This is a genomic window from Nocardia sp. FBN12, assembly GCF_054031145.1.
This window is the reverse complement of the sequence record NZ_CM132926.1, coordinates 3976024-4001300: the sequence shown is the minus strand read 5'-3', so window position 1 is coordinate 4001300 and position 25277 is coordinate 3976024. Positions and strand designations below refer to the sequence as shown.

Genomic DNA, 25277 nt, shown 5'->3' with positions numbered 1-25277 from the left:
ACCGTCGGCAGACCCGCCTCGCTCGGACCGATTCGCTTCCGCCACGAGCGCGGGAAAATCACGCAGCACTTCGCCTCGCACGGCAGATGCCGCATTGGCCATCGAGCCAAGTCATAGGAGTGCCGCGAGCATCGAACTACTTGAACGCGAAGGCGTTTCGGTGAGCCCAGGCCGCGAAGGTGTGTGGTGCACGGCCGAGCACCCTCTCGACGTCGGGGGAGATTCGTTGCTCATCGGGTGTCGGCGCGCCGAGGATATCGAGGGTGGTCTCGACGACGGGTTCGGGCATGAAGTGCAACATCTGGGTTCGTGCCTGTGACCTGGTCTGTTCGACGAAACGAATCGGTTCGCCGAGTGCTGCGCCGAGGTCTTCGGCACGTTGTGCGGGGGTGCTGAGCGCCGGGCCGGTCAGGGTGTAGATCCGTCCGGCGTGGCCGTCTTCGCACAGCGCGGCCGCGGCGACCTCGGCGATATCGGACGGATCGATCACCGGCAGCCCGACCTCGCCGAACGGAGCCGTGACGGTGCGTTCGGTACGGGCCGACTCCACCCAGGCGTAGGCGTTGGAGGCGAAGGCCCCGGGCCGCAGGATCGTCCACTCCAGTCCCGACCCGCGGACGGCCTCCTCGAAGGAATGTCCCAACTGCCCGTGTGAGGCGGACTCCGGCCGGGTGGCGACGCCCTGCGACGAAAGCTGCACAACCCGTTGAATACCAACGGATTTCGCGAGAGCGAGGATGGCTCGGGGGTCCATCAGGTGCGCGCTGATTCCGGTGTCGTGCAGGAACAGCGCTTTCGCGCCTACGAAGGCGGGGGAGAGGGTTTCGGGTGCGGTGAGATCGGCGCGCTGGTGGCGCACGCCGACGGGTAGTGCGGGCTCTGTGGCACCGCGCGACACGGCGATTACCTGCTCGCCCGCTGCGGCAAGGGTCTGCACGAGGGTACGTCCGACGTTGCCGGTTGCTCCGGTCACTACAATCATGTTCATCCCTAAGTTAGTTAACTGACTAATAAGAACATAGCCGACGTCTCGACGATCTGTAAATAGTTAGTTGTATGACTGACTCAGTCGAAAGGGCGGCCATGAAACCACGGTGACGACAAGGGAGTCGGGTGCCGCTCGAAGTCGGTGCGCCGGTTTACGCTGAGCGAGTGTCGGTGCTACCTCTGATCTTCACCGCGGGCTGGGCCAGCGGGATCAACGCGTACGCGGTGGTGTTTCTGCTGGGGCTGTTCGGGCGGATCGGGTGGGCCGGTGACGTGCCACCGGGGCTGCAGCGGACCGATGTACTCGTCGCTGCCGGGGTGTTGTTCCTGATCGAGGCCGTGGCGGACAAGATTCCGTATCTGGACTCGTTCTGGGACGCGGTGCACACGGTGGTGCGGCCCGCGTCGGGCGCGATCGTCTCGGCTCTGATTGCGGGCCAAGACGATTCGCTGCCCACGATGTTCGCGGCCGCTGTCGGCGGCACCACCGCTTTGCTCAGCCACATCGTCAAAGCGGGCACCCGGATGGCGATCAACACGTCCCCGGAGCCGGTCACCAATATCGCGATGAGCACCGCCGAAGACTTCACGGTCGGCGGTGTAGTCACCCTCGCGGTGTTCTTCCCGGTGTTGGCCGCGGTGATCGCCGCTGTCCTGTTGGTGATCGGTTTGTCGGTGGTCTATATGTGCGCCAGTCGAATCCGCCGCTATCTTCGACGACGGCGCGAACGCCGTGCCGCTCGGACGCACGGCATCGAGTCCGCGCTGGAGTAGGTGGGGTTCACCGCACCTGCGGCGCCACCTTCGTCCCCAGCAGGTCGATGCTGTGCAGCACCTGCTCGGGCGGGAGCGTGCCCACGCTGGTGTGCAGCATGAATCGGTCGAGGCCGAGGGTGTCGCGGACCTCGGCGATCTTGTTCGCCACGTAGTCGGGAGTGCCGACGAACAGGGAGCCGCTCTGCGAGCGCAGGGCGTCGAATTGTTCGCGCGTCATCGGACCCCAGCCGCGTTCGCGGCCGATCGTCGACATGGCCAGGGCGTAGGGCTCGTAGAACTCGGCGACGGCATGCGCGTCCGTGTCTGCCACATAGCCGTGCGCGTGCACCGCTACGGGCTGCTTCTCGTGGCCGCCCTCGGCGAGTGCTCGGTGATACAGCTCGACCAGCGGCTTGAACCGTGCGGGCTCACCGCCGATGATCGCGATGGCGAGGGGCAGGCCGAGTAGGCCGGCGCGAATCACCGATTCGGGGCTGCCGCCGACCGCGATCCATACCGGCAAGGGCCGGTTATCGGTGCGTGGGTACACCGTCACCTCGTGCAGCGGTGCCCGGAATCGGCCCGACCAGGTGACCGGACCTTCCTCGCGCACATGCAGCAGCAGTGCCAGCTTCTCTTCGAACAGTGCGTCGTAGTCGCCCAGGTCGTACCCGAACAACGGGAACGACTCCGTGAACGACCCGCGCCCCGCCATCAACTCCGCGCGCCCGTTCGACAGCCCGTCCAGCGTCGCGAAGTCCTGGTACACCCGCACCGGATCGTCGGAGCTGAGCACCGTTACCGCGCTGGTCAGCTGGATGCGTTCGGTCCGGGCGGCAGCGGCGGCCAGTACGACAGCGGGGGAGGACGCGGCGAAATCGCGGCGATGGTGTTCGCCCACGCCGTACACATCGAGCCCGGCGGTCTCGGTGGCGACGGCTTCATCGACCACCTGACGCAGCCGCTCGGCAGCGGTCGGCGCAGGCCGGTCGCCGGTGGGGTACAGCTCGGCGAAGGTGGTGAGCCCCAGTTCCATGTGAACCTCTCTTCGGGATGCGGTCCCAGTCTAAACGGACCGCAGTCCGATATCATTCCCTCGGTTTATGGATGGATGCGGATTATCTATGACAAAACTATAGTGAGCGGTATGACTGCCCTGGCGACGACGCGCACCGAACCCGACCTGTCCTTCCTGCTCGACCGCACCAGTCACGTCCTGCGTACGCAGATGGCGGCGGCGCTGGCTGAGATCGGACTGACGGCGCGCATGCACTGCGTGCTGGTTCACGCGCTGGAAGACGAGCGCACGCAGGCCCAGCTCGCCGAGCTCGGCGACATGGACAAGACGACGATGGTCGTCACCGTCGACGCGCTGGAAAAGGCGGGTCTGGCGCAACGGAGGCCCTCGAGCACCGACCGTCGTGCCCGCATCATCTCGGTGACCCCGGCGGGTGCGGAACTTGCCGCGCGTAGCACTGAAATCGTCGATGGCGTCCATCAGCGAGCGCTCGGTTCGCTACCGAAGGATGAGCGCGAATCCCTGCTCCGCGCACTGAACGGCCTGGTCGAGGGTCATTTGTCGACGGTGGTGGAGGCTGCTCCCGCGCGCCGCGCCAGGCAATAGTCCGTTATAGATTGTCTACTACGGAACTATCTAGTACGGTCTCTCTTGTTGGCTCGAAGCAGGAGATGACCCATGACCAAGTCCCAGCGCACCGCCCTCGCGGTGCTGTCGGCAGCGATGCTGATGACCATCCTCGACGGCAGCATCGTCACCGTCGCCATGCCGGCCATCCAGGAAGACCTCGGCTTCTCGCCCGCCGGTCTGAGCTGGACCGTGAACGCCTACCTGATCGCCTTCGGCGGTCTGCTCCTACTGGCGGGGCGCCTCGGTGACCTGATCGGCCGCAAGACGATGTTCGTCACCGGCAATATCGTCTTCACCGCCGCCTCGGTGCTGGCAGGCGTGGCGACCACCCCCGCCGTGCTTGTCGGTGCCCGATTCCTCCAGGGCGTCGGCAGTGCGATCGCCGCCTCGGTGGTGCTCGGCATTCTGGTGACGATCTTCACCGAGCCACGCCAACGGGCAACGGCCATCGGTGTTTTCAGCTTCACCGGTGCGGCGGGCGCCTCGATCGGGCAGGTGCTCGGCGGCGTGCTCACCGACGCGCTGAACTGGCACTGGATCTTCCTGATCAATGTGCCGATCGGGGTGCTGACCGTGTTGATAGCGGTGAAGGCGTTGCCCGCCGACCGCGGTCTCGGATGGTCCGCCGGTGCCGATGTGCTGGGCGCCGCCCTGGTCACCGCCGGTCTGATGCTCGGCATCTACACCGTCGTCGAAGTCGAACGCTACGGCTGGATTTCGGCGCACACCCTCGGCCTCGGCGCGCTGGCCGCCGCGCTGCTCGCCGCCTTCGTCGTCCGTCAGGCCACCGCGTCCAACCCGCTGCTGCCACTGCGAATCTTGCGCTCCCGCACGGTCTCCGGTGCCAATCTGGTCCAGATGCTCACTCTCGCGGCCATGTTCGCCTTCCAGATCATCGTCGCGCTCTACCTGCAGAAGGTGCTGGGTTACAACGCATCACAGACCGGCCTGGCCATGCTGCCCGCCGCCGTCGCCATCGGTGGAGTGTCGCTGTTCGCCTCGGCCCGCCTGATCACCCGCTTCGGTGAGCGGGCGGTGCTCATCGCCGGTCTGGCCCTGCTGCTGGCCGGGATGTCGTGGCTGATGCGTCTCCCCGTAGGTGCCGACTACATCACCGACGTGCTGCCGGTGATGGTGGCCATCTCCGGTGGCGGGCTGGTACTGCCCGCGCTCACCGCGCTGGGCATGTCGGGCGCCGAAGCCGACGACGCGGGCCTGGCCTCGGGGCTGTTCAACACCACCCAGCAGGTCGGCATGGCGATCGGTGTCGCGGTCCTGTCCACCCTCGCCGCCGCGCGAACCGGCACCGCACTGGTGGCCGGAACATCCGAGGCCGCCGCTCTGACCAGCGGTTACCGGCTGGCATTCACCGTCGCGGCCGGTCTGCTCGCCGCAGCGCTCGTCATCAGCGCCACCGTACTGCGCAAGCAGGACAGCGCTGAAGCGAAGCCGGTCGCCGAGGCGGTCCCCGCCTTCTGAGCGGGCGAATCGCAGGGGACCACCCCTGCGATTCACCCCCTGGGTGGATGTTCACCCGGGGGTTCGGTGGTGTCCTCGAAGGATGCTGACCGACCGCACGACGTTGACCAAGTTTCTCATCGAAGAGCGCCGCCGCCATCCCGGTTCCAGCGGTGAGCTCAATTCCCTGATCCTCGACGTCGCGCTGGCCTGCAAGGCGATCTCCCAGCGCATCGCCTCCGGTGCGCTCACCGGCGTCCTCGGCGGCGCCGGAGTGGTGAACGTGCAGGGTGAGCAGCAGCAGAAGCTCGACGTGGTCGCCAACGACCTCTTCCTGCGCGCCAGTGAATGGGGCGGACAGCTGGCGGGCATGGTGTCGGAGGAACTCGACGACCCCTACCCGATCCCGCCCGAGTATCCGCGCGGAAAATACCTGCTGGCGTTCGATCCGCTGGACGGGTCATCCAATATCGACGTGAATGTCGCTGTGGGCAGCATCTTTTCCATCTTGCGCGCACCGACCCCCGGCCTGGACGCGACTCTCGAGGACTTCTTGCAGCCCGGCACCGAGCAGGTGGCCGCGGGATACGCGATCTACGGTCCCGCAACGCAACTCGTGCTCACCGTCGGCACCGGCGTGCACGCCTTCACCCTCGCCCCCGAGCTCGGCGAGTTCTTCCTGACCGGGCAGAACCTGCGACTGCCGGAGTCCACCTCGGAGTACGCGGTCAACGCCTCCAATCGCCGCTTCTGGGAACCGGCCGTGCGCCGCTACATCGACGAATGCCTGGCGGGCGCGACGGGCCCGCGCGAGAAGGACTTCAACATGCGCTGGGTGGCCTCGCTGGTGGTCGAAACCCACCGCATTCTCACCCGCGGCGGGGTGTTCCTGTATCCGCGCGATTCGAAGGATCCGTCGAAAAAGGGCCGGCTGCGGCTGCTCTACGAGGCCAATCCCATCGCCTTCCTGATCGAGCAGGCAGGCGGACTCGCCTCGACCGGCCGCGAGCGGATCCTCGAGGTAGCCCCCACCGAGCTGCACCAGCGGATCGCGTTCATCTTCGGTTCCCGCGACGAGGTAGCACGCATCGTGAGTTATCACGCCGAAGCGGCCGAGGAGCCCGACGGCCAGTGGAGTCCGCTGTTCGGTCTACGCGGTCTCTACCGTTCCACCACCTGAGGAGGAGATTCATGTCCGCCAAGCACCCTGTCGTCGCCATCACCGGGTCATCCGGTGCCGGAACAACGTCGGTGATGCGCACGTTCGATTCGATCTTCCGCCGGGAAGGCATCGATGCCGCCTACGTCGAGGGCGACAGTTTCCACAAGTTCGACCGGGCAGGCATGAAGGAGGAGCTGGCGCGAGCGCTGTCGGACGGTGACCACACCTTCAGCCATTTCGGTGCGGAGGCCAACCTGTTCGAAGACCTCGAGAAGCTGTTCCGAGGCTACGGCGAGACCGGAACGGGTCGGGTGCGAAAGTACTTGCACGACAAGGAAGAAGCCGCGCCCTACGATCAGGAACCCGGCACATTCACGCCGTGGGAGGACGTTCGCCCCGGCACCGACCTGCTGTTCTACGAGGGTCTGCACGGCGCCGTGGCCAACGAGCAGGTCGACGTGGCGCAATACGCGGATCTGCTCATCGGAGTGGTGCCGGTGATCAACCTTGAGTGGACCCAGAAGTTGCACCGCGACAAGGACAAACGCGGCTACTCCACCGAGGCGGTGACCGAGACGATCCTGCGCCGCATGCACGACTACGTGAACTTCATGTGCCCGCAGTTCTCCCGCACCCATGTGAACTTCCAGCGGGTCCCCGTGGTGGATACGTCGAATCCCTTTGTCGCCCGCACCATTCCGACACCGGATGAGTCGATGCTGGTGATCCGGTTCGCCGACCCGCACGGCATCGACTTCCCGTATCTGCTGTCGATGCTGCACGACTCGTTCATGTCCCGCCCGAACACGATCGTGTGTCCTGGCGGGAAGATGGACCTGGCAATGCAGTTGATCTTCACGCCGATGTTGTTGCGGCTCATGGAACGTCGCGGCCGCTCCCGCTGAGATGAATGCGACGACCACCTCACCCGAGGTGGTCGTCGAACCAGGTCAACAGCTCGGGATCGTCGAGGCCGTCGGCGACCAGTACCGCCGCCGACAGATCATCGGTGCGGGTGTACGCGTTCTGCGCGGCCACACACCGCAGCCCCGCGGCCACCGCCGACTGCACGCCGTTCGCCGAATCCTCCACGGCCACCACCTGATCGGCGGACAGCCCGGTCTGGATCAGCACGTCCAGATACACCGCGGGGCTCGGTTTCAGCACGGGCACTTCGGTCCCGGTGGTCACCGTGTCGAACGGTTCACCGAACGCGTGCTTCAGCAGCGGCTCGACCCACGCGCGAGTGCCGGTAGTCGCCACGTGCAACCGGACATCACGCGACTGGAGCAGTTCGATGAGCTCCCGTGCCCCCGGACGGGCCTGAATGCGCCCGTCCGAGGCCATCTGCCGCATGATGCGGGTCTTGCTGCGGTGTAACCGCTGTGCGAGCTCACGCGCTTGCTCGACCGGCCTGCCATGCTGTTCGAACCAGAACGCCAGTCGCTGGGCACCACCGGCGACCTTCAGCAGCTTCCCGTACTCCTCGACCGCCCAGCGATCGGGGAGCCCTGCCTCGGCGAAGGCCGCGTTGAAGGCCACCCGATGACCGTCTCGCTCGCTGTCGACAAGGGTGCCGTCGACGTCGAAGATCACTGCCCGCAGCGGCGTCACGGTGCACCGTCGAGGTATTCGCGAATCCGGTCGAGCACGGCCGCCACGGTGAACCCATGATGAGCCAGCACCTCGTCGCCGGGGCCACTGTGCCCGAACTCGTCGATGCCGATCGCCAGGTCGACCAGCCCCGCCCAGCCCGCGGTACTACCCGCCTCGATGCTGACGGTGTGCGCCGCGGCGCCCGGCGTGAAGCGGCAACGATCCAGCACCGGCACCACCCGCACGTCGAACCCCTCCGCCCGTAGCTGCGCCGCGGCGGCGGTCGCCAGCGCGACTTCCGAACCGGTGGCGACGATGTCGATCGCGGGCGACGCGGATGATTCGCCCGCCGGGTCCAGCTGGGGGAGTGACTGGCGCGACAGGATCAGCGCGGTCGGCCCATCGACACGGCTCAGCGCGAGTTCCCACGCGAGCGCGGTCTCCACATCGTTCGCCGGGCGCAACACCTGCAATCCGGGAATCACCCGCAGTGATTCGAGGTGCTCGACCGGCTGATGCGTCGGCCCGTCCTCCCCGACCGCGATCGAATCGTGGGTGAGCACATAGATCACCGGCTGCCCCATCAACGCCGACAACCGCAGCGCGGGGCGCAGATAGTCGGCGAACACCAGGAACGTACTGCCGAACACCCGCAACCCACCGTGCAGGCTCATCCCGTTCAGAATGGCCGCCATCCCGAACTCGCGGACGCCGAAAGCGATAGCGCTGGAGGCGAAATCAGCACGACTGACAACGTCGCCGCACACGGTGCCGGTCGAGCCGGCGAGGTCGGCCGATCCGCCGACCAATTCCGGCATCGTCGACAACGCCGCGGCCAAACACGCCTGCGACGACTGTCGTGTGGCACGAGGTGCCGGTGCCGCGACGGCTTCCAGCGCGGGCAGTAGACCAGCGGGCAGCAATCGCGCACGGGCGCGCCGGAACTCGGCGGCACGCGCGGGCGCGACCGCGTCGAACGCCGCGACCTCCTCGAGCCAGGTCGCGTGCTCCTCACCACCGATCGCCGCAAGGACCGCACACGTCGCCGCGACCTGTTCGGGCACCGCGAACGGTGGAAGAGTCCATCCCGCGAGTTCTTTGGCCTGTGCGAGTCGTTCGGCACCCAGCGGCGAGCCATGCGCCTTCGCGGTTCCGGCGACATCGGGCGCACCATGACCGATCACCGTGCGCACCGCGAGAAAGCTCGGGCGCGGATCATCCTTCGCCCGGGTCAGCGCGGCGTCGATCGCCTCGATATCGGTTCCGTCGGCGACCACCTCGGTATGCCACCCGTAGGCCGCGAACCGCGCCACCTGATCGTCGCTACACGAGCGCCCGACCGCACCGTCGATCGTGATCTCGTTGTCGTCCCAGAGCACGATCAACCCACCGAGCCCCAAATGCCCTGCGAATGAGGCGACTTCGTGACTGACACCTTCCATCAGGCAGCCGTCGCCGACGATCGCATAGGTGCGATGCCCGGTGATCTCCGGATATCGGGCGGCGGTCATCCGCTCGGCGAGAGCCATCCCCACCGCCATCGCCAGCCCCTGACCCAACGGCCCGGTGGTGCACTCCACGCCGGGTGTGTCACCGAACTCGGGATGACCCGGTGTCCGCGACCCCAACTGACGGAACCGCCGCAATTCTTCGACGGGCAGGTCGTATCCGAACAGGTGCAGCAGCCCGTACAGCAGTGCCGACCCGTGCCCGGCCGAGAGCACGAACCGGTCCCGGTCGGCCCAATCCGGATCTGCCGGGTCATGGCGCAGATGCCGGCTCCACAGCGTCCACGCCATCGGCGCCGCCCCCATCGGCATGCCGGGGTGGCCCGACTGCGCGGCCTCCACCATGTCGGCGGCGAGGAAACGCAGGGTGTCGACGGCGAGCAGGTCGGTCGTCACGGACGGTACGAAGGTCGGTTGCGCGACGTCGGTCATCAGGGTCATGGCGCGGCCTTTCTGATCGGGTCCGTTCATCGGACCGCACCGGCGTATCCGCCGTACTCCCCCTCGGGGGTGGGGGTCCGGGTGAGATCTCGTCAATGCCCGTAACGCGGGTGCAGCCCGCCGTAGGGTGAAGGCATGCCGGAGTTACCTCCGACCCCGTTGAAGCTTGTCCTCGTCGACGATCACGAGATGGTGCTGCACGGGCTCGACGCCATGCTCGGACATTTTCCCGACGAGGTCGTGATCGTCGGCCAGTCCACCACCGAGACCGCCGCGTTGCGGATGGTCGCCGAACATCGGCCCGATATCGTCCTGTGCGACGTGCGCATCGGCAAGGCCAGCGGCCTGGATCTGTGCCGCCAGATCACCCTGCAATATCCCGAGACCAAGGTCGTGCTGCTGACCGTCTACGACGACGAGCACTACCTCTACCAGGCGTTGCGCGTCGGGGCGTCGGGCTACATCCTCAAGCGGGTGGACGGGCGCGAACTGGTCGCTCAGCTGCGCCGCGTCCGCGAGGGGGAGACGGTGGTCGACGCCGCGCTGGCAGGCCGGGTGGCACTGGCCGCGGCCCGGCTCAGCGCAGGCCAGTTCTGGTCAGGGGCGCATCTCGGATTGACCCAGCGTGAGTCGGAAGTGCTGGGGCTGTTGGTCTCCGGTCATTCCAATCGGGCGGTCGCGAGCAAGCTGGTGGTCAGCGAGGACACCGTGAAGACCCATATTCGCGGGCTGTATCGCAAGCTGGGAGTGTCGGATCGCAGCGGGGCGATCGCGGTCGCGTTGCGGGAGGGTCTGTTCAAGTGAGCAATGCCGGCGGCGCGGTCCCCACGGCAGCGGAGCTCGCACCGGTGCTCGGCGCCGACGGTGTGCTGCTCTACGCCATCGACGGCCAGGACCTGAGCATCGTCGACATGTGGCCCCCGCATCCCTCGGCGGGTTCGTTGCGGCTGCAGGTCGGATTCGGGGTGACGGGTTTGGTGGCCCGTACCCGCAAGCCGGTGCTGCTCGACAATGATTCTCCACGTAATGCCCTGCACCGCAGGCTCTTACGGCTGGAGCCGCAACAGACCGTCGCCCGGATGTGCCTACCGCTCCCCGGACTGGAAGGTGACGTGGTCGGCGTGCTGGCGGTGCACCGTGACCCGCGGGAGCCGTTCGGGCAGCAGGACCTCGAGGGTGCGCAACAGTACGCCGCCGTGCTCGGGCTGTGGCTGCACGCGCAGCGCCTGTTCCGCACCGTCAACCGCCAGCGCACCGAACGGGACCGCCTGGTCGAGCAGGCGATCACCGCGCAGGAAGCCGAACGCAGGCGGATCGCCTTCGACCTGCACGACGGCGTCACCACCGCGCTGGCCTCGATGTCGTTTCACCTGTCCGCCGCCGACCTCACCGTCTCCGAACTCGTCGCCCACGTCGACGTCGCCGACGAGGCCAGCCTGCGTGATCTCGCCAGGGCCCGCGCCGAACTCGTCAGCGCCCGCGAACTGGCCGATTTCGCCTACAACGAAACCAGAGCGGCCATCTCGGGTCTGCACAGCCTCGTCCTCGACGACCTCGGCCTCGTCGCCGCGATCGAATCGCTGGTGCGCACGGTGAGCGGCGACGGCCCGCCGGCCATCGAGTTCCTGGTCGACCACGCCGCCGCCATCGACGACGTCCCCGACCACGCCGCCGCCACCCTGTACCGAATTGCCCAGGAAGCGCTCGCCAACGCCGTGAAACACGCTGGGGCGCAACGGATCGTGCTGTCACTGCGCCGAGTCGGGGATTCGGTCATCCTCGGTTGTTCCGACGACGGTGAGGGTTTCGACCCAGCCTCGCGCCGTGCGAACCGCGCCGCCGACACCGACGGCGAACAGCATTTCGGGCTGAGCTCGATCGCCGAACGCTGCGCCCTCATCGAAGCCTCGTTGCGGGTGGAGTCGATGCGGGGGCGCGGCACCACGTTGCTGGTGGAACTACCGCTGAAGTAGCCAACGAACGCAGCAGCGGTGCCCGAGGGGTAGCGCCGCTGCTGCGCGTTGCCGCCGCGCTCAGTCAGGGGCGCCGCCCCTACTCGGCGTGATCGGTGGCATCGGAGGCATTGCGGCAGTTCGCGAGCAGAACGTGCTGTGCCGCAGAGACTTCGGAGTCGGATCCACCCCAAGTATGCAGGGCCGCACTCACGAGTGCGCGTCCGAAGGAGAACGTCACAGGCCACGGCCGCTCGTCGAGGCGGGCGAGCTCGCTCAGGAACGCGCACGCCCGCGACGTGGGATGCCCACCCGACAGGAACGCGATCCCCGCCACCTCGGCGGGCACGAACTCACCCAGCACGGCGAAGGTGGCGGCCGCGACCTCGGCGGGCGGGATCGGCGCGGCGTCCAGGCCAGGGGTGACGAAGTTCGGCTTGAGCACGATGCCGGACAGGTCGACCCCGGCATCGACCAGCTCGGTGCACACCGCGCTCAGCGCGACGCGCGTCGCCCGTTCCGAGGCAGCCAGGGCGTGGTCGCCGGTGCACAGCACCTCGGGTTCGACGATCGGCACGATGCCGTGCTGTTGACACAGCGCGGCGTAGCGGGCCAGCGCGTGCGCGTTGGCGCCGGCGGAGTAGGGAGTGATCGTGTGCACGTCGAACACGGCCCGCCACTTGGCGAACGCGGCCCCGCGATCGGCGTAGGAAGCCAACCGGGCGCCGAGGCCGTCGAGCCCCTCGGTGACCAGCGCACCACCCTGGCCCGGTAGTGCGGTGGTGCCGGTGTCGACCTTGATGCCGGGCAGGATGCCGAGTTCGCGCGCCGCGATCGGGAACGGGCGTCCGTCGGCGAGATCCTGGCCGAATGTCTCGTCGCACAGGATGATTCCGCTGATCCACTCCGCCAGGCCGTCGGCGGTGAGCAGCAATTCGCGGTAGTCGCGGCGGGCCGTGGCGCTCGCGGGCACCCCTCGCTGTTCCAGGCGCGATGACATGGTCTTGATCGACTCGTCGGCGGCGAGAATGCCGCGGCCGCCGCTGGTCAGCTGCTGGGCGACGTCGGCGAGGGCGGTGGCGGGGAGTGTCGTCATGACGACCAGCATGCGAGCATCCGCCGCCGCCGTCCTCACCCCTTCGGGCGAGACCGGGTGTGAAACGCGGCCGCGCCCACCTGCTCGGGATCGCACAGGTGGGCCAGGAACAACCGGGTCGCCGAGGTCGGTTCCGGGGTGGTGCAGACATGCCACGGCCGGTCGAGAGGTGTTCCCGGTACGCCGTAGGACACCAGTTCGCCCGAGGCGAGTTGCTCGCGCGCCGCTTCCTCGTGCACCAGTGTGACGCCGAGTCCTTCCCGTGCGGCGGCCACGGCGGCACCCGAGGTGCCGAGGGTGAGCAGTGGCGGCGCGGCCTGCAACCGGCTCAGCAACGACAGCGCGGTATCGCGGGTGCCGGAGCCGATCCCGGTGAGCAGCCAGGGTGTGGTGAGCGGATCGCCGACCAGCCCGGGCCGCCCGACCAGCAGTAACCGGTTGGCCCGCCGGGCCGCGGTGACCAGCCCGGACCCACGCGGCGGCCGACCGGCCATGGCGATATCGAAGACATGGTCGGCGGCGCGGGCGAACAGCTCGCCGCGCGTGAGCACCGACAGCGACAGTTCGACATGCGGATGGGCCTGCGCGAACGTGGCCATCAGGACCGGCAGCACGTATTCACTGGCCGTCGCGACCGCCCCGATCCGCACCCGCCCACGGTCGGCGTCGTGCACCGCCCCGGCCGCTTCGGCGAGCAGCCCGAGCAGTCTGCGCACGTATCCGGCGAAGATCTCCCCCGAATCCGTCGCCACGATGCCGCGCCCGGATTTGCCGAACAGCGTGGTACCCAACGCTTCTTCGAGTGCCGTGACGGCCGCCGACACCGCAGGCGGTGTCACGTGCAACGTCGCGGCCGCAGCCCGCACGCTGCCCGTCTCGTACACGGCGAGAAAGGTGCGAAGCCGACCCCAGGTAGCAGCGGCGGGCAGATCCGGGCTGGCGAACATTATTCAACTATGCCTTAACAATTGTCAGGAAAGATTCCATTGTCGATGAACAGTCCGCGCCCACACACTGGAAATGCCTCTCCAGGCGTGACGCGAAAGGAACGGCGATGACGACGATCGACAACGACGGCGCGGCGATGAAACAGCGATGGGATCCGGGCGTGCAGAGCTACGCCGGAATGGGTTACTGGAACCCCGACTACCTCCCCAAGGACACCGATGTCCTCGCCGTCTTCCGGGTCACCCCCCAAGACGGCGTCGACCCCATCGAGGCAGCGGCCGCCGTCGCGGGCGAATCGTCCACCGCCACTTGGACTGTCGTATGGACCGACCGCCTCACCGCCAACAGCCACTACCAGGCCAAGGCGTACCGGGTCGACGAGGTTCCCGGCAGGCCCGGCGAGTACTTCGCCTACATCGCCTACGACATCGACCTCTTCGAGGAAGGTTCCATCGCGAACCTGACCTCCTCGATCATCGGCAACGTCTTCGGCTTCAAGCCGCTCAAGGCCCTGCGCCTGGAGGACATGCGCATCCCCGTCGCCTACACCAAGACCTTCCAGGGCCCCGCCCACGGCATCGTCATGGAACGGGAGATGCTCAACAAATACGGCCGCCCGCTGCTCGGCGCCACGATCAAGCCCAAGCTCGGCCTGTCGGCCCGCAACTACGGGCGCGTGGTCTACGAGGCCTGTCGCGGCGGGCTCGACTTCACCAAGGACGACGAGAACATCAACTCCCAGCCCTTCATGCGCTGGCGCGACCGCTTCCTCTACGCGATGGAGGGGGTGAACCGGGCGATGGCCGAAACCGGCGAGATCAAGGGCCATTACCTCAATGTCACCGCGGGAACGATGGAGGAGATGTACCGGCGGGCGAGCTTCGCCAAGGAACTCGGCAGCGTGGTGGTGATGATCGACCTCACCATCGGCTATACCGCGATCCAGTCGATGGCGCACTGGGCCCGCGAGAACGGCGTCCTGCTGCACCTGCACCGGGCCGGGCACTCCACCTACACGCGGCAGAAGACACACGGCGTGAGCTTCCGGGTGATCGGGAAGTGGTCGCGGCTGATGGGTGTCGACCACGTCCACGCGGGCACCGTCGTCGGCAAGCTCGAGGGCGACCCGGCCACCACCCGTGGCTTCTACGACACGTTGCGCGACAACAACGTTCCCCGCAATCTCGGCAACGGCATCTTCTTCGATCAGGACTGGATCTCGATGCCCGGCGTCATGCCGGTGGCTTCCGGCGGTATCCACGCGGGCCAGATGCACCAGCTCCTCGACCTTTTCGGCGACGACGTGATCCTGCAGTTCGGTGGCGGCACCATCGGGCACCCGTACGGCATCGCCGCGGGCGCCGAGGCCAACCGGGTGGCGCTCGAGGCGATAGTCAAGGCGCGCAACGAAGGTCGCGAGCTGCTGCTCGAAGGACCCGACGTGCTGCGTCGGGCCGCCAAGCACTGCACACCGCTGCAGGCGGCGCTGGACACCTGGGGCGACATCACCTTCGACTACACCAGCACCGACGCCCCCGATGTGGTGGCGACTCCGGTGCCCTCGATCTGACCAGGAGCATCCGATGAAACTGCGCTACGGAACCTTCTCCTACCTGCCCGACCTCACCGACGACGAGATCGCGGCCCAGGTGAAGTACGCCCTCGAGCACGGCTGGCCGGTCTCGCTGGAGTACACCGACGACCCGCACCCACGCAACGTCTACTGGGAGATGTGGGGGCTGCCGATGTTCGACCTGGTCGAACCGGACGGCGTGCTCGCCCAGCTCGCGGACTGCCGGGCCACCTTCCCCCAGCACTACATCCGGCTGCTGGCCTACGACGCGACCCTGGGCAGGCAGTCCACCGCGATGTCGTTCCTCGTCCAGCGACCCGCGCACGAGCCCGGCTTCCTGCTCGAACGCGTCGAGGGCCCCGACCGCACCCAGCGGTACTCGGTGAAGTCCTACGCCACCGCCCGTCCGACCGGCGATCGGTACGTGGGCGGGTGAACTGATGGACACACCAAAGGGATTCGGGTTCCACCGGCCGTCGGCGGGCGGCTCGGCGCAGATCGCGGCGGTCGAGGAGGAAACGCGGGAGCCGGCGATTCTCGGCGACGACGAGGTGCTCGATCTCTCGGCCGACGAGGCCGCGGCCAGGGTGGGTGACACGCTGGCCGCACTCGACGCCGAGCTGGTCGGCTTGGCCTCGGTCAAGCGCCGGGTGCGCGAGATCGCCTCGCTGCTCCAGGTCGACCGGGCGCGGCGTCGCTTCGGGCTCACCACCACGCGCCCCACATTGCACATGAGTTTCACCGGCGGCCCCGGCACCGGCAAGACCACGGTCGCGCTGCGGATGGCGGCGATCCTGCACGCGCTCGACTACATCAGGGCGCCGCGCGTGCACACCGTTACCCGTGACGACCTGGTCGGTCAGTTCATCGGCCACACCGCGCCCAAGACCAAGGAGGCGATCGCCCGTGCGGCCGGGGGCGTGCTGTTCATCGACGAGGCCTATTACCTGTTCCGGCCGGAGAACGAGCGGGACTACGGGCAGGAGGTCATCGAGATCCTGCTGACCGAGATGGAGAACGAGCGTGGCGATCTGGTGGTGATCTTCGCCGGCTATCCCGACCGGATGGCGACCTTCTTCGCCGCCAATCCGGGCCTGAGTTCCCGTGTGCCGCACCATCTCACCTTCGACGACTACGACCACGCGGAGCTGACCCAGATCGCGGGTCTGATGGTGGAGTCGGAAGGGTTCGCGTTCGACGACGACGCCCACAAGGCCTTCGCCGAGTACCTCACGCTGCGCATGGAGCAGCCCAGGTTCTCCAATGCGCGCAGCGTGCGCAATGCCATCGAACGGTGCCGGTTGCGGCAGGCCCGCCGGTTGGTCGCGCTCGACCGGCCACTGGGCAAGTCCGACCTCATCACCCTCACCGCCGAGGACGTCTACGGCAGCAGCGTCTTCGAGACATAACAGGACTGGGTCACGCGCGGAGCGGGAAGCCCGATAACCGACATCTATGAGGTGATCGGGCTTTCCGCTTTGACAAGGGTGGACAATGTGAGAAGCCTTTTGTCAGATATGCCGAACGCGCGGTGCCGCAGAACTGAAAAGAAGCTGACACATGACCTCGATCGAGGACCCAGAAGATGATCTGAGCGTGACCCCGCCCAAGACCTGGGCGGTCGGCGTTCCCGCGGTGAGGCACGCGATCGAGTACTCGCTCTCGCAGAACTCCCCGGCCCGCACCGCGCTCACCTTGCTCAACATCAATCAGACCAAGGGGTTCGACTGCCCGGGCTGCGCGTGGCCCGAGCCCAAGAATCGGCACCTGAACGAGTACTGCGAAAACGGCGCCAAGCACATCAACGACGAGGCGACCACCCGCCGCGTCACCAGGCAGTTCTTCGCCGAGCATCCCGTCGCCGAGCTCGACACCAGGTCGGACTACTGGCTCAACCAGCAGGGCAGGCTCACCGAGCCGATGGTGAAGCGGCCCGGCGCCACGCACTACGAGCCCATCGGCTGGGACGACGCGTTCGGCTTGCTGGCCGACGAACTGCGCGGGCTCGACAGTCCCGACGAAGCGCTGTTCTACACCTCGGGGCGGCTCAACAACGAGGCCGCGTTCCTGCTGCAACTGTTCGCCCGCGCCTACGGCACCAACAACCTGCCCGACTGCTCGAACCTGTGCCATGAGTCGAGCGGTTCCGCGCTGACGCAGACCATCGGTGTCGGCAAAGGCAGTGTGTCCCTCGAGGACATCTACGAAGCAGACCTGATCTTCGTCGTCGGCCAGAACCCCGGCACGAACCATCCGCGCATGCTGTCGGCGCTCGAGGAGACCAAACGCAACGGCGGCAAGATCGTGGCGGTGAACCCGCTGCCAGAGGCGGGGCTGATCCGGTTCAAGAATCCGCAGAAGGCACGCGGCGTAATCGGGCGCGGCACCGAAATCGCGGATATCTTCCTCAAGATCCGCCCCGGTGGTGACCTCGCCCTGTTCCAGATGCTGAACAAACTGCTCCTCGACGCCGAGGACGCGGCGCCGGGCACGGTGCTCGACCACGAATTCATCGCCGCGCACACCACCGGCTTCGACGAGTTCGCCGCGCACGCCGCGACGGTGAGCTGGGACCACGCGCTCACCGCGACCGGGCTGACCCGCGCGGAGATCGAGGCCGTTCATCAGCAGGTGCTCGCCAGCGAGAAGGTCATCGTGTGCTGGGCGATGGGATTGACCCAGCACAGGCACGGCGTGCCGACCATCCGCGAGATCGTCGACTTCCTGTTGCTGCGCGGCAACCTCGGCCGTCCCGGCGCCGGGGTGTGTCCGGTGCGCGGACACAGCAATGTCCAGGGCGACCGCACCATGGGCATCTGGGAGCGGATGCCACAGTCGTTCATGGACGCGCTCGGCAAGGAATTCGACTTCACCCCGCCCGCCGCGCACGGCCTCGACGCCGTCGGCTCCATCCGTGCCATGCGCGACGGCAAGGCGAAGGTATTCGTCGGTGTCGCAGGCAATTTCGCGCGGGCGACACCCGACAGCGAGGTGACCGAGACGGCCCTTCGGCGATGCTCGCTGACGGTGCAGATCTCCACCAAACTCAACCGCTCGCACACGATCTGCGGCGAGACGGCACTGATCCTGCCGACACTGGGCCGCAGCGATCGCGATATCCAGGCCACCGGCGAGCAGTTCTACACCGTCGAGGATTCGATGAGTCAGGTCCGCACGTCGCGGGGGCGCCTCGACCCGGCCTCACCCGACCTGCTGAGCGAGGTGGCGATCATCTCCCGGCTGGCCCGTGCCACGCTGGGGGCGGAGTCCACGATTCCGTGGGAGGAGTTCGTCGCCGACTACGGCACCGTGCGCGACCGCATCTCCCGGGTCGTGCCGGGGTTCGAGGACTTCAACGCCCGTATCGGCAAACCGGGCGGGATGCTGCTGGTCAACCCGGTCAACGAGGGCATCTACCGCACCGCGAGCGGCAAGGCGGAGTTCACCCGCAACGACTTCGACATGATCGACGCGCCACCGGGATACCTTGTGCTGCAGTCACTTCGGTCCCACGATCAGTGGAACACGATCCCGTACGCGGGCAATGATCGCTACCGTGGCATCCACAATGCTCGGCGGGTGGTGATGGTGAATCCTGACGACCTCGCCGAGCGAGGGATCGCCGACGGGGATGTGGTCGACATCGTCAGCATCTGGCACGACGGCACCGAGCGGCGAGCGGAGAAGTTCGTCGCCGTCGGGTATCCGGCCAGCCGTGGTTCGGCGGCCGCGTACTACCCGGAGACCAATGTGCTTGTTCCGCTCGACAGCGTGGCCGACGTCAGCAATACCCCGACATCGAAGGGCATCATCGTGCGGCTCGAACCCACGGTCTGACAAGGGCGCGGGAAGTCCTTGTAGAAGCTGACCACCCCGGGCACATCGGCGCGCGAGAGATTCAGCTCGGCGGCGACCAACCCCACGACCTCGGGTCGCCGCTATCCGCTGAAGAGCTTGAGTGCGGCTTTGACGGCGTTGAAGATCCCGTAGCCCAGCGGTAGTCCGACGACCAGCCAGGAGATCACGAGCTGCGCCCGGTAGCTGTGCGGTGCGGGATGTTCGGCTTCGATTCCGGTCATGTGGTGAGCTCCTTACCAGCGCGCCAAGGGATTTCAGGTACGGACGGGGGCCGGTACGGCCGCGCCGTCGGCGGCGTCGGTGACCGGCTGCTTCTCGTGCCAGCGCGCCGAGACCGGGCGCACGAGCAGGTTCGCGACGAACCCGATGGCCAGCACACCGACCATGATGAACAGCGCGGGCCGGTAGTCGCGGGCCACGAGCTGGCCCGGCTCGCCCTGGGCGTCGAGCACCCCGTTGACGATCAGCGGCCCGAGCACGCCCGCCGTCGACCACGCCGTGAGCAGCCGCCCGTGGATCGCGCCGACCTGGAAGGTGCCGAACAGGTCGCGCAGATACGCAGGCACCGTGGCGAAACCGCCGCCGTAGAAGGAAATGATGATCACGCACAGGATGACGAACAGCGCGGTGGCGTTCGACCCGATCAGCGCCAGCGCCAGATACGCCGCCATGCCGACGCCCAGATACATCGTGTAGGTGGGCTTGCGGCCCAGATAGTCCGAGGTCGTCGACCAGACGAACCGGCCACTCATATTCGCCACCGACAGCAGACCGACGAACCCGGCCGCCACCGCGGTGCTCACCGTGGACACTCCGTCGGCATCGCGGAAGAAGTCCTGGATCATGTCCGCGGCCTGCTCGAGAATGCCGATGCCCGCGGTCACGTTGCACAGCAACACAATCCACAGCAGCCAGAACTGCGGGGTCTTGATCGCATTGGCGGCCGAGACATTCGCGGTGGTCACCATCGGCTTGACGGCGACGGTCGTCGGATCGAAATTCGCGGGCTTCCAGCCGGGCGCGGGCACTCGCACGGTGAACACACCGAGCATCATCACGATGAAGTAGGCGATACCGAGGGTGATGAACAGCTTCATCACCGCGTCGCCACCGGCCTCGGCGCCGCCGAAACGGGCCAGCAGCTCCCGCGAGAGCGGCGCGGCCACCATGGCGCCACCGCCGAAGCCCATGATGGCCATGCCGGTTGCCAGACCCGGCCGATCCGGGAACCATTTGATCAGCGTCGACACCGGCGAGATATAGCCGAGGCCGAGCCCGATACCGCCGATGACGCCGTAGCCGAGATAGACCAGCCACAGCTGATCGGTGGCGATACCGGCCGCGGCCACCAGGAATCCCGACGACCAGCAACAGGCCGCGGTGAACATCGTCTTGCGCGGGCCGACGCGGTCCACCCAGGTGCCGAAGATCGCGGCCGACAACCCGAGCATCACGATCGCGATCGAGAAGATCAACCCGATCGCGGTGAGGCTCGAATCGAAGTGCTTGACCAGCGCGTCCTTGTAGACGCTCGTGGCGTAGGCCTGACCGATGCACAGATGGATGGCCAGCGCGGCAGGTGGGATCAGCCACCGGCTGTAGCCGGGGGGAGCGATGGTGTGCTCCCGGTCCAGGAAAGACAGCGCAGGCACTGCGCACCTCCTCGAGGTGTTGCTTGACGAGTGGGTCACGCCGCGTCGCTGATCGCGCTACGTCTTCTCGTGCCGAGAAAAGTAAGGCCGCTGTGTGATCAACGTCAAAGTCGAGATTTCGATGAATTGATAAGCGCGATCTATCAGAACCCCGCGGTGGCCGCCGCCCGACCGAAGTGTTGTTCGGGTGCCGACGCGACCAAGGCCTCCGTCTGACGCGCAGGCCGGGGGTCATAGATACACTCCCCTTATGTCCGTGCGCACCCGTCAGCCACTAGTTCCCGGCACCCAGTCGCCGATCCGGGAAGTTCCCCGCTCCATCGAGCGTCCCGAATATGTGTGGAAGAAGACCGCGAACGAGGGCAACGAGCCCTGGGTGCAGACCGCCGAGACCATCGAGAAGATGCGGATCGCGGGCAAGATCGCCGCGCGGGCACTCGACGAAGCGGGCAAGGCCGTGGTGCCCGGTGTCACCACCGACGAGCTCGACCGCATCGCCCACGAGTACATGTGCGACCACGGCGCCTATCCCTCCACGCTGGGATACAAAGGCTTCCCCAAGTCCTGCTGCACCTCGCTCAACGAGGTCATCTGCCACGGCATCCCCGACTCGACGGTGGTCGAAGACGGTGACATCGTCAATATCGACGTCACCGCGTTCATCCACGGCGTGCACGGCGACACCAACCGGACCTTCCTCGCCGGCGATGTCGACGAAGAGGTGCGCCTGCTGGTCGAGCGCACCGAAGAGGCCACCAACCGGGCCATCAAGGCAGTGAAGCCGGGTCGGGCCCTGAATGTGGTCGGCCGTGTGATCGAGGCCTATGCCAACCGCTTCGGCTACGGCGTGGTGCGCGACTTCACCGGCCACGGCGTCGGCCCCACCTTCCACAGCGGTCTGGTGGTGCTGCACTACGACCAGCCCAGCATCGAATCGGTCATCGAGCCCGGCATGACCTTCACGATCGAGCCGATGATCAACCTCGGCGGCATCGACTACGACATCTGGGACGACGGCTGGACCGTGGTCACCCAGGATCGCAAGTGGACGGCGCAGTTCGAACACACCCTCGTTGTCACCGAGACGGGCGCGGAAATCCTGACCCTGCCGTGAGCGCGTCCCTGCGCGGCGCGCTGTTGATCGCGGGTACCACCTCCGATGCCGGGAAAAGCGTTGTGGTGGCGGGTATCTGCCGGATGCTGGCGCGGCGTGGGGTGCGGGTGGCGCCGTTCAAAGCGCAGAACATGTCCAACAACTCGGTCGTCACGCTCGACGGCGGGGAGATCGGGCGCGCGCAGGCCTTGCAGGCGCGCGCGTGTGGGCTCGAGCCCAGCGTGCGTTTCAATCCGGTGCTGTTGAAGCCCGGTAGTGATCGCCGCTCGCAGTTGGTGGTTCGCGGCAAAGCCGTCGGGACGGTCGGTGCGCGTGACTATTTCACTCGCCGGCAGGAGTTGCGTGAAGTCGTCGCGGCCGAATTGGCTTCGTTGCGTGACGAATTCGACGTCGTGATCTGTGAAGGCGCGGGCTCGCCCGCCGAAATCAACCTGCGCGCCACCGATCTCGCGAATATGGGGCTGGCGCGTGCCGCTGACATTCCTGTCCTGGTGGTCGGCGACATCGACCGGGGCGGTGTCCTCGCGCACCTGTTCGGCACCGTGGCGGTGCTGGAACCCGAAGACCAGCAACTCATCTCGGGATTCCTCATCAACAAATTCCGCGGCGACGTCTCCCTGCTGCAACCCGGCCTCGATCAACTCACCACGCTGACCGGCCGCCCCACCTTCGGTGTCCTGCCCTTCGCCGAAGACCTCTGGCTCGACGCCGAGGACTCCCTCGGCACCATCTCCGGCGCTCCCGTCGGCCGCCCCGGCCCACCCCACGGCACCGACTGGCTCACCGTGGCCGCCGTCCGCCTGCCTCGAATCTCCAACTCCACCGACATCGAAGCCCTGGCCTGCGAACCCGGCGTCTCGGTCCGCTGGGCCGACAGTCCCCACCAGCTGACCGCCGCCGATCTCGTGGTCATCCCCGGCAGCAAGGCGACCGTCTCCGACCTGAACTGGTTGCGCGCCAACGGGATAGCCGATGCTCTCCGAGATCGCGCCGCGGCAGGGCGCCCCATCCTCGGCATCTGCGGCGGTTACCAAATGCTCGGCCGCCGAATCACTGACGGTGTCGAGCACGTGACGTCCGAGGCATCACCAGCGCCTACTTCGGCAGCGGAAAGCGCCGCGGCGCCGCGCCCCAGCGTGGTGGACGGTCTCGGCCTGTTCGACCTCGACATCGAGTTCGCGGACCCGAAGATCGCCCGTCAGGTGACCGGCACCGCGGGCTCGAACACCCTGCACGGCTACGAGATCCACCACGGCAGAGTCACCCGCACCGCCGATCCCTCCTGGCTGACCATCGACGACGACCCCGAAGGCAGTGCGCGAGCATCGATCTGGGGCACCCATGTCCACGGCCTCCTCGAATCCGACGAGTTCCGCCGCAGCTGGCTCACCGAGGTCGCCGCCCGAGCCGGTCGCACCGGCTTCACCGTCGCCCCCGGCACCTCGGTCACCGCCGTCAGATCCGCCCAACTCGACCTGCTCGCCGACCTCATCGAGAAACACGTCGACCTCGCAGCGCTGGACCACCTGATCTGCACAGGCGCCCCGGCCGACATCCCGCTGATCCGGACCGGGATCCGCGCTGCCCCGTGACCTGCCCGCCGCGCGGAACCCGGCAGTGTTGGTGGGCCGACGGTGGCGGGCCGGGAGATCGGGGCCGATGCGTGGCGTCGATCGCTGAGCGTGCGGTGGTGTGCGGCCCGTCTCGCCTCACAGCTCGGTGCGCGGCGTTGTGACAGGTTTGGCAATTTCGCCGGTATGGGCAGTGAAAGCCCAGTACACGGGGGTGTGGAGATCGGCGGGGCGCGTCGGAACAGGCCTCGTTGTTCAGGCTGGACGTGTACCGTAACCCGGCATGAAATCTCGGCAGATCACGGTCGGTGACCAGGCCTGGACGGTGCGGGTCGACGGACCTTCTTCGCGGCACAATGTGCTGCTGCTTCCCGATGCGGACGACCCTGCCGACGTGTTCGACGAGGTGTGCGCGCGGCTGCACGAATCCGACCTGCAGACCGTTGTCGTGGAGTCTGTCGGGGGGCTCGAGCCCGCGGGGGTGCTCGCGATTCTCGACGAGCTCGAACTGCCCTACGTGAATGTCGCCGGGCGTGGGTCGGGTGCGGCGTTGGCGTGGCGGGTGTGCGCGGGCCGGTTCGGGCGGTTCATGAGCCTGGTCGTCGCCGACCACGGGCATCCTGCCGTTCCCGACGCCGATGGCACAGTTCCCGATGCCTCCTGCCCGCCGCTCGAGCTGCCCGTCACCATGCTGGTCACCAAGAGCCTGCCCCGCGCCACCGCCGACGCGTCCGGTCGCTACGTCTACGGCGAATTCCGGGTGGTCCCTTTGGAAGTCGACAACATCGCCACCGAAGCAGGCCACGAACTCGCCACCGAAATCGTCCTGCGCACCAGTCTCTGGTAGCCACTCGACAGGCCGATCAGCCCGGCGCAGGCCGAGATCACCAGGCCTTGGCGTCGAGCGATACCCACGCCGAGGCCTGGTGGCGTCTGTCCGATCAGGACTTGCGGTAGGCCGCCAGCCAGTCGAGCCAGTTGTCGGTTTCCTGGAATGCGTTGGCGCGCACCGCCTCTGACGACAGGAAAATGTCGTGACGGGCGCCGTCGATCGGGACGATCGAGGTGCGCTCGCCCAGACAGCCCGCCCAGCGCTGGATCTGCTTGACGTCGAGCACGGCATCGGCCACGTCGACGGCGGGGGAGTGCTCGCGGGCAAACTTGGTGATCCGTGAGCGCAGGATCAGCGCGGGCACGCCGATGGTCAGCCCCTGGTGCAGGCGGGCGTGTCCCCGGCGGATGGCGCGCAGCCAACCCAGGCGGACCGGTTCACCGCTGAGCGGCTTCCAGTCGAGGTTGTAATCCCACTCACCCGCGCGGCTGGTGTGCAGGCTGTCGCCGTAAGCGGTACTGACACCGGCGGGCAGCTGGGCGAAGGCGCGGAACCTGCCGACCGCGTGGATGACGGGGGTGCCGATGGTGCGGTAGAACGACGGTCCCTGCAGGTCGAACCAGGGGCTGTTGAGCACGACCCCGACCACACCCGCCGCCGCGCTGCCCCCGGCTGCCTCTAGCCGGTCCAGCCACAGCGGCACGATCAGCCCACCGGTCGAATGCGCGACGATCAGCACATCGTTGCCGGTCTCGGCGCGCGCGATCCGCAGCGCCTCGTTCAGTTCGTCGTCGTAGAAAGCCAGGTCGCTGACGTAGTGCGCGCTCTGCCCATCGCGCCGCGAACGACCGCATTTGCGCAGGTCGAGAGCATAGAACCGGTGGCCGCGCGCCGCGAAGTGCTCGGCCAGGTGCTCCTGGAAGAAGTAGTCGGTGAACCCGTGCACGTAGAGCACGGTCGGTTCGACCGCCGGTGCCGCGGCGTCGGGCAGATAGCGCACCAGCGTGGCCACGACGTCGCCCTCGCCGTCGGGGTCGACACCGAGTGGCAGAGTCCGCTGCTGATAGGCGGTGCCGAGGACATCGGGCTGCCACTGCGCCGCGGCGAGGGTTTCGTTCGTCACAC

The 25277-nt window shown here is 67.3% G+C and carries 23 protein-coding genes; 14 read left to right on the top strand and 9 right to left on the bottom strand.

Annotated elements, in window-relative coordinates:
- Positions 1–136 precede the first annotated feature (136 nt).
- Positions 137–982, bottom strand: a complete 846-nt coding sequence (locus ACWZHB_RS19135; RefSeq protein ID WP_427903230.1) for an NAD(P)H-binding protein — start codon at positions 980–982, stop codon at positions 137–139.
- 170 nt (positions 983–1152) lie between these two features.
- Between ACWZHB_RS19135 and ACWZHB_RS19130 the strand changes: the two genes are divergently transcribed.
- The gene (locus ACWZHB_RS19130) at positions 1153–1761 is read left to right on the top strand and encodes a DUF4126 domain-containing protein (protein WP_427903229.1); all 609 of its coding nucleotides are present in this window, start codon (positions 1153–1155) and stop codon (positions 1759–1761) included.
- Between the two features lie 7 nt (positions 1762–1768).
- Here ACWZHB_RS19130 and ACWZHB_RS19125 read toward each other — a convergent pair whose 3' ends face one another.
- Complete coding sequence (locus tag ACWZHB_RS19125; protein WP_427903228.1) at positions 1769–2779, bottom strand: LLM class flavin-dependent oxidoreductase; 1011 nt, start codon at positions 2777–2779, stop codon at positions 1769–1771.
- 111 nt (positions 2780–2890) lie between these two features.
- Between ACWZHB_RS19125 and ACWZHB_RS19120 the strand changes: the two genes are divergently transcribed.
- The 4 genes from ACWZHB_RS19120 to ACWZHB_RS19105 all read left to right on the top strand — a co-directional run bounded on the left by ACWZHB_RS19120 (position 2891) and on the right by ACWZHB_RS19105 (position 6916).
- Positions 2891–3367, top strand: coding sequence for a MarR family winged helix-turn-helix transcriptional regulator (locus ACWZHB_RS19120; protein WP_427903227.1), 477 nt, complete (start codon positions 2891–2893; stop codon positions 3365–3367).
- A gap of 72 nt (positions 3368–3439) precedes the next feature.
- A complete protein-coding gene (locus ACWZHB_RS19115) occupies positions 3440–4870 on the top strand; it encodes an MFS transporter (protein ID WP_427903226.1) in 1431 nt (476 codons plus the stop codon).
- A gap of 82 nt (positions 4871–4952) precedes the next feature.
- On the top strand, positions 4953–6029 hold the full coding sequence (locus tag ACWZHB_RS19110) for a class 1 fructose-bisphosphatase (RefSeq protein WP_427903225.1): 1077 nt from the start codon (positions 4953–4955) through the stop codon (positions 6027–6029).
- 11 nt (positions 6030–6040) lie between these two features.
- Positions 6041–6916 carry a phosphoribulokinase gene (locus tag ACWZHB_RS19105; RefSeq protein WP_427903224.1) on the top strand — a complete coding sequence of 292 codons (876 nt, stop codon included), beginning with the start codon at positions 6041–6043 and terminating at the stop codon, positions 6914–6916.
- A gap of 19 nt (positions 6917–6935) precedes the next feature.
- Here the strand turns inward: ACWZHB_RS19105 and ACWZHB_RS19100 are convergent, their stop codons facing one another.
- Positions 6936–7625, bottom strand: a complete 690-nt coding sequence (locus ACWZHB_RS19100; protein WP_427903223.1) for an HAD family hydrolase — start codon at positions 7623–7625, stop codon at positions 6936–6938.
- Positions 7622–9586 (bottom strand): transketolase, encoded by a 1965-nt coding sequence (gene tkt, locus ACWZHB_RS19095; protein ID WP_427903222.1) that lies wholly within the window; start codon positions 9584–9586, stop codon positions 7622–7624. Before tkt ends, ACWZHB_RS19100 begins: the two co-directional genes overlap by 4 nt.
- 105 nt (positions 9587–9691) lie before the next feature.
- Between tkt and ACWZHB_RS19090 the strand changes: the two genes are divergently transcribed.
- Together ACWZHB_RS19090 and ACWZHB_RS19085 are read left to right on the top strand one after the other, a co-directional pair.
- A complete protein-coding gene (locus ACWZHB_RS19090) occupies positions 9692–10360 on the top strand; it encodes a response regulator (RefSeq protein WP_427903221.1) in 669 nt (222 codons plus the stop codon).
- Positions 10357–11529: a GAF domain-containing sensor histidine kinase gene (locus tag ACWZHB_RS19085; RefSeq protein WP_427903220.1), complete on the top strand. Its 1173-nt coding sequence runs from the start codon at positions 10357–10359 to the stop codon at positions 11527–11529. The genes ACWZHB_RS19090 and ACWZHB_RS19085 overlap by 4 nt, the downstream gene beginning before the upstream one ends.
- A 79-nt stretch (positions 11530–11608) precedes the next feature.
- Here ACWZHB_RS19085 and ACWZHB_RS19080 read toward each other — a convergent pair whose 3' ends face one another.
- Both ACWZHB_RS19080 and ACWZHB_RS19075 read right to left on the bottom strand, forming a co-directional pair.
- Positions 11609–12604, bottom strand: coding sequence for a class I fructose-bisphosphate aldolase (locus ACWZHB_RS19080; protein WP_427903219.1), 996 nt, complete (start codon positions 12602–12604; stop codon positions 11609–11611).
- 35 nt (positions 12605–12639) lie between these two features.
- Complete coding sequence (locus tag ACWZHB_RS19075; protein WP_427903218.1) at positions 12640–13551, bottom strand: LysR family transcriptional regulator; 912 nt, start codon at positions 13549–13551, stop codon at positions 12640–12642.
- Between the two features lie 107 nt (positions 13552–13658).
- Between ACWZHB_RS19075 and ACWZHB_RS19070 the strand changes: the two genes are divergently transcribed.
- The 4 genes from ACWZHB_RS19070 to ACWZHB_RS19055 all read left to right on the top strand — a co-directional run bounded on the left by ACWZHB_RS19070 (position 13659) and on the right by ACWZHB_RS19055 (position 18962).
- On the top strand, positions 13659–15122 hold the full coding sequence (locus ACWZHB_RS19070) for a form I ribulose bisphosphate carboxylase large subunit (protein ID WP_427903217.1): 1464 nt from the start codon (positions 13659–13661) through the stop codon (positions 15120–15122).
- Positions 15123–15135: 13 nt separating this feature from the next.
- Entirely contained in the window at positions 15136–15561 is a 426-nt protein-coding gene (locus tag ACWZHB_RS19065) for a ribulose bisphosphate carboxylase small subunit (protein ID WP_427903216.1), read from the top strand.
- Between the two features lie 4 nt (positions 15562–15565).
- Positions 15566–16534, top strand: coding sequence for an AAA family ATPase (locus ACWZHB_RS19060; protein ID WP_427903215.1), 969 nt, complete (start codon positions 15566–15568; stop codon positions 16532–16534).
- Between the two features lie 151 nt (positions 16535–16685).
- Complete coding sequence (locus ACWZHB_RS19055) at positions 16686–18962, top strand: FdhF/YdeP family oxidoreductase (RefSeq protein ID WP_427903214.1); 2277 nt, start codon at positions 16686–16688, stop codon at positions 18960–18962.
- A 101-nt stretch (positions 18963–19063) separates the two neighbouring features.
- Here the strand turns inward: ACWZHB_RS19055 and ACWZHB_RS19050 are convergent, their stop codons facing one another.
- Both ACWZHB_RS19050 and ACWZHB_RS19045 read right to left on the bottom strand, forming a co-directional pair.
- On the bottom strand, positions 19064–19204 hold the full coding sequence (locus tag ACWZHB_RS19050; RefSeq protein WP_427903213.1) for an MFS transporter small subunit: 141 nt from the start codon (positions 19202–19204) through the stop codon (positions 19064–19066).
- 33 nt (positions 19205–19237) lie between these two features.
- The gene (locus ACWZHB_RS19045) at positions 19238–20635 is read right to left on the bottom strand and encodes an OFA family MFS transporter (RefSeq protein WP_427903212.1); all 1398 of its coding nucleotides are present in this window, start codon (positions 20633–20635) and stop codon (positions 19238–19240) included.
- 250 nt (positions 20636–20885) lie between these two features.
- Here ACWZHB_RS19045 and map point away from each other — a divergent pair, with 250 nt between their 5' ends.
- From map to ACWZHB_RS19030, 3 genes are all read left to right on the top strand, one after another.
- Positions 20886–21749, top strand: a complete 864-nt coding sequence (gene map, locus ACWZHB_RS19040) for a type I methionyl aminopeptidase (RefSeq protein WP_427903211.1) — start codon at positions 20886–20888, stop codon at positions 21747–21749.
- Positions 21746–23341, top strand: coding sequence for a cobyric acid synthase (locus ACWZHB_RS19035; protein WP_427903210.1), 1596 nt, complete (start codon positions 21746–21748; stop codon positions 23339–23341). Before map ends, ACWZHB_RS19035 begins: the two co-directional genes overlap by 4 nt.
- A 262-nt stretch (positions 23342–23603) precedes the next feature.
- A complete protein-coding gene (locus tag ACWZHB_RS19030) occupies positions 23604–24167 on the top strand; it encodes a glycosyltransferase family protein (protein ID WP_427903209.1) in 564 nt (187 codons plus the stop codon).
- Positions 24168–24261: 94 nt separating this feature from the next.
- On the opposite strand, the gene ACWZHB_RS19025 is transcribed toward ACWZHB_RS19030, so the two are convergent.
- A complete protein-coding gene (locus tag ACWZHB_RS19025; RefSeq protein WP_427903208.1) occupies positions 24262–25275 on the bottom strand; it encodes an alpha/beta hydrolase in 1014 nt (337 codons plus the stop codon).
- Between the last annotated feature and the right edge of the window lie 2 nt (positions 25276–25277).

Excerpts from the sequence above, each read along its gene's own strand:
- tkt (WP_427903222.1), bottom strand. The coding sequence starts at position 9,586 with ATGAACGGACCCGATCAGAAAGGCCGCGCCATGACCCTGATGACCGAC.
- ACWZHB_RS19050 (WP_427903213.1), bottom strand. The coding sequence starts at position 19,204 with ATGACCGGAATCGAAGCCGAACATCCCGCACCGCACAGCTACCGGGCG.
- ACWZHB_RS19060 (WP_427903215.1), top strand. The coding sequence starts at position 15,566 with ATGGACACACCAAAGGGATTCGGGTTCCACCGGCCGTCGGCGGGCGGC.
- ACWZHB_RS19125 (WP_427903228.1), bottom strand. The coding sequence starts at position 2,779 with ATGGAACTGGGGCTCACCACCTTCGCCGAGCTGTACCCCACCGGCGAC.
- ACWZHB_RS19030 (WP_427903209.1), top strand. The coding sequence starts at position 23,604 with ATGAAATCTCGGCAGATCACGGTCGGTGACCAGGCCTGGACGGTGCGG.
- map (WP_427903211.1), top strand. The coding sequence starts at position 20,886 with ATGTCCGTGCGCACCCGTCAGCCACTAGTTCCCGGCACCCAGTCGCCG.
- ACWZHB_RS19080 (WP_427903219.1), bottom strand. The coding sequence starts at position 12,604 with ATGACGACACTCCCCGCCACCGCCCTCGCCGACGTCGCCCAGCAGCTG.
- ACWZHB_RS19055 (WP_427903214.1), top strand. The coding sequence starts at position 16,686 with ATGACCTCGATCGAGGACCCAGAAGATGATCTGAGCGTGACCCCGCCC.
- ACWZHB_RS19070 (WP_427903217.1), top strand. The coding sequence starts at position 13,659 with ATGACGACGATCGACAACGACGGCGCGGCGATGAAACAGCGATGGGAT.
- ACWZHB_RS19110 (WP_427903225.1), top strand. The coding sequence starts at position 4,953 with ATGCTGACCGACCGCACGACGTTGACCAAGTTTCTCATCGAAGAGCGC.
- ACWZHB_RS19075 (WP_427903218.1), bottom strand. The coding sequence starts at position 13,551 with ATGTTCGCCAGCCCGGATCTGCCCGCCGCTGCTACCTGGGGTCGGCTT.
- ACWZHB_RS19090 (WP_427903221.1), top strand. The coding sequence starts at position 9,692 with ATGCCGGAGTTACCTCCGACCCCGTTGAAGCTTGTCCTCGTCGACGAT.
- ACWZHB_RS19135 (WP_427903230.1), bottom strand. The coding sequence starts at position 982 with ATGATTGTAGTGACCGGAGCAACCGGCAACGTCGGACGTACCCTCGTG.
- ACWZHB_RS19105 (WP_427903224.1), top strand. The coding sequence starts at position 6,041 with ATGTCCGCCAAGCACCCTGTCGTCGCCATCACCGGGTCATCCGGTGCC.
- ACWZHB_RS19115 (WP_427903226.1), top strand. The coding sequence starts at position 3,440 with ATGACCAAGTCCCAGCGCACCGCCCTCGCGGTGCTGTCGGCAGCGATG.
- ACWZHB_RS19065 (WP_427903216.1), top strand. The coding sequence starts at position 15,136 with ATGAAACTGCGCTACGGAACCTTCTCCTACCTGCCCGACCTCACCGAC.
- ACWZHB_RS19120 (WP_427903227.1), top strand. The coding sequence starts at position 2,891 with ATGACTGCCCTGGCGACGACGCGCACCGAACCCGACCTGTCCTTCCTG.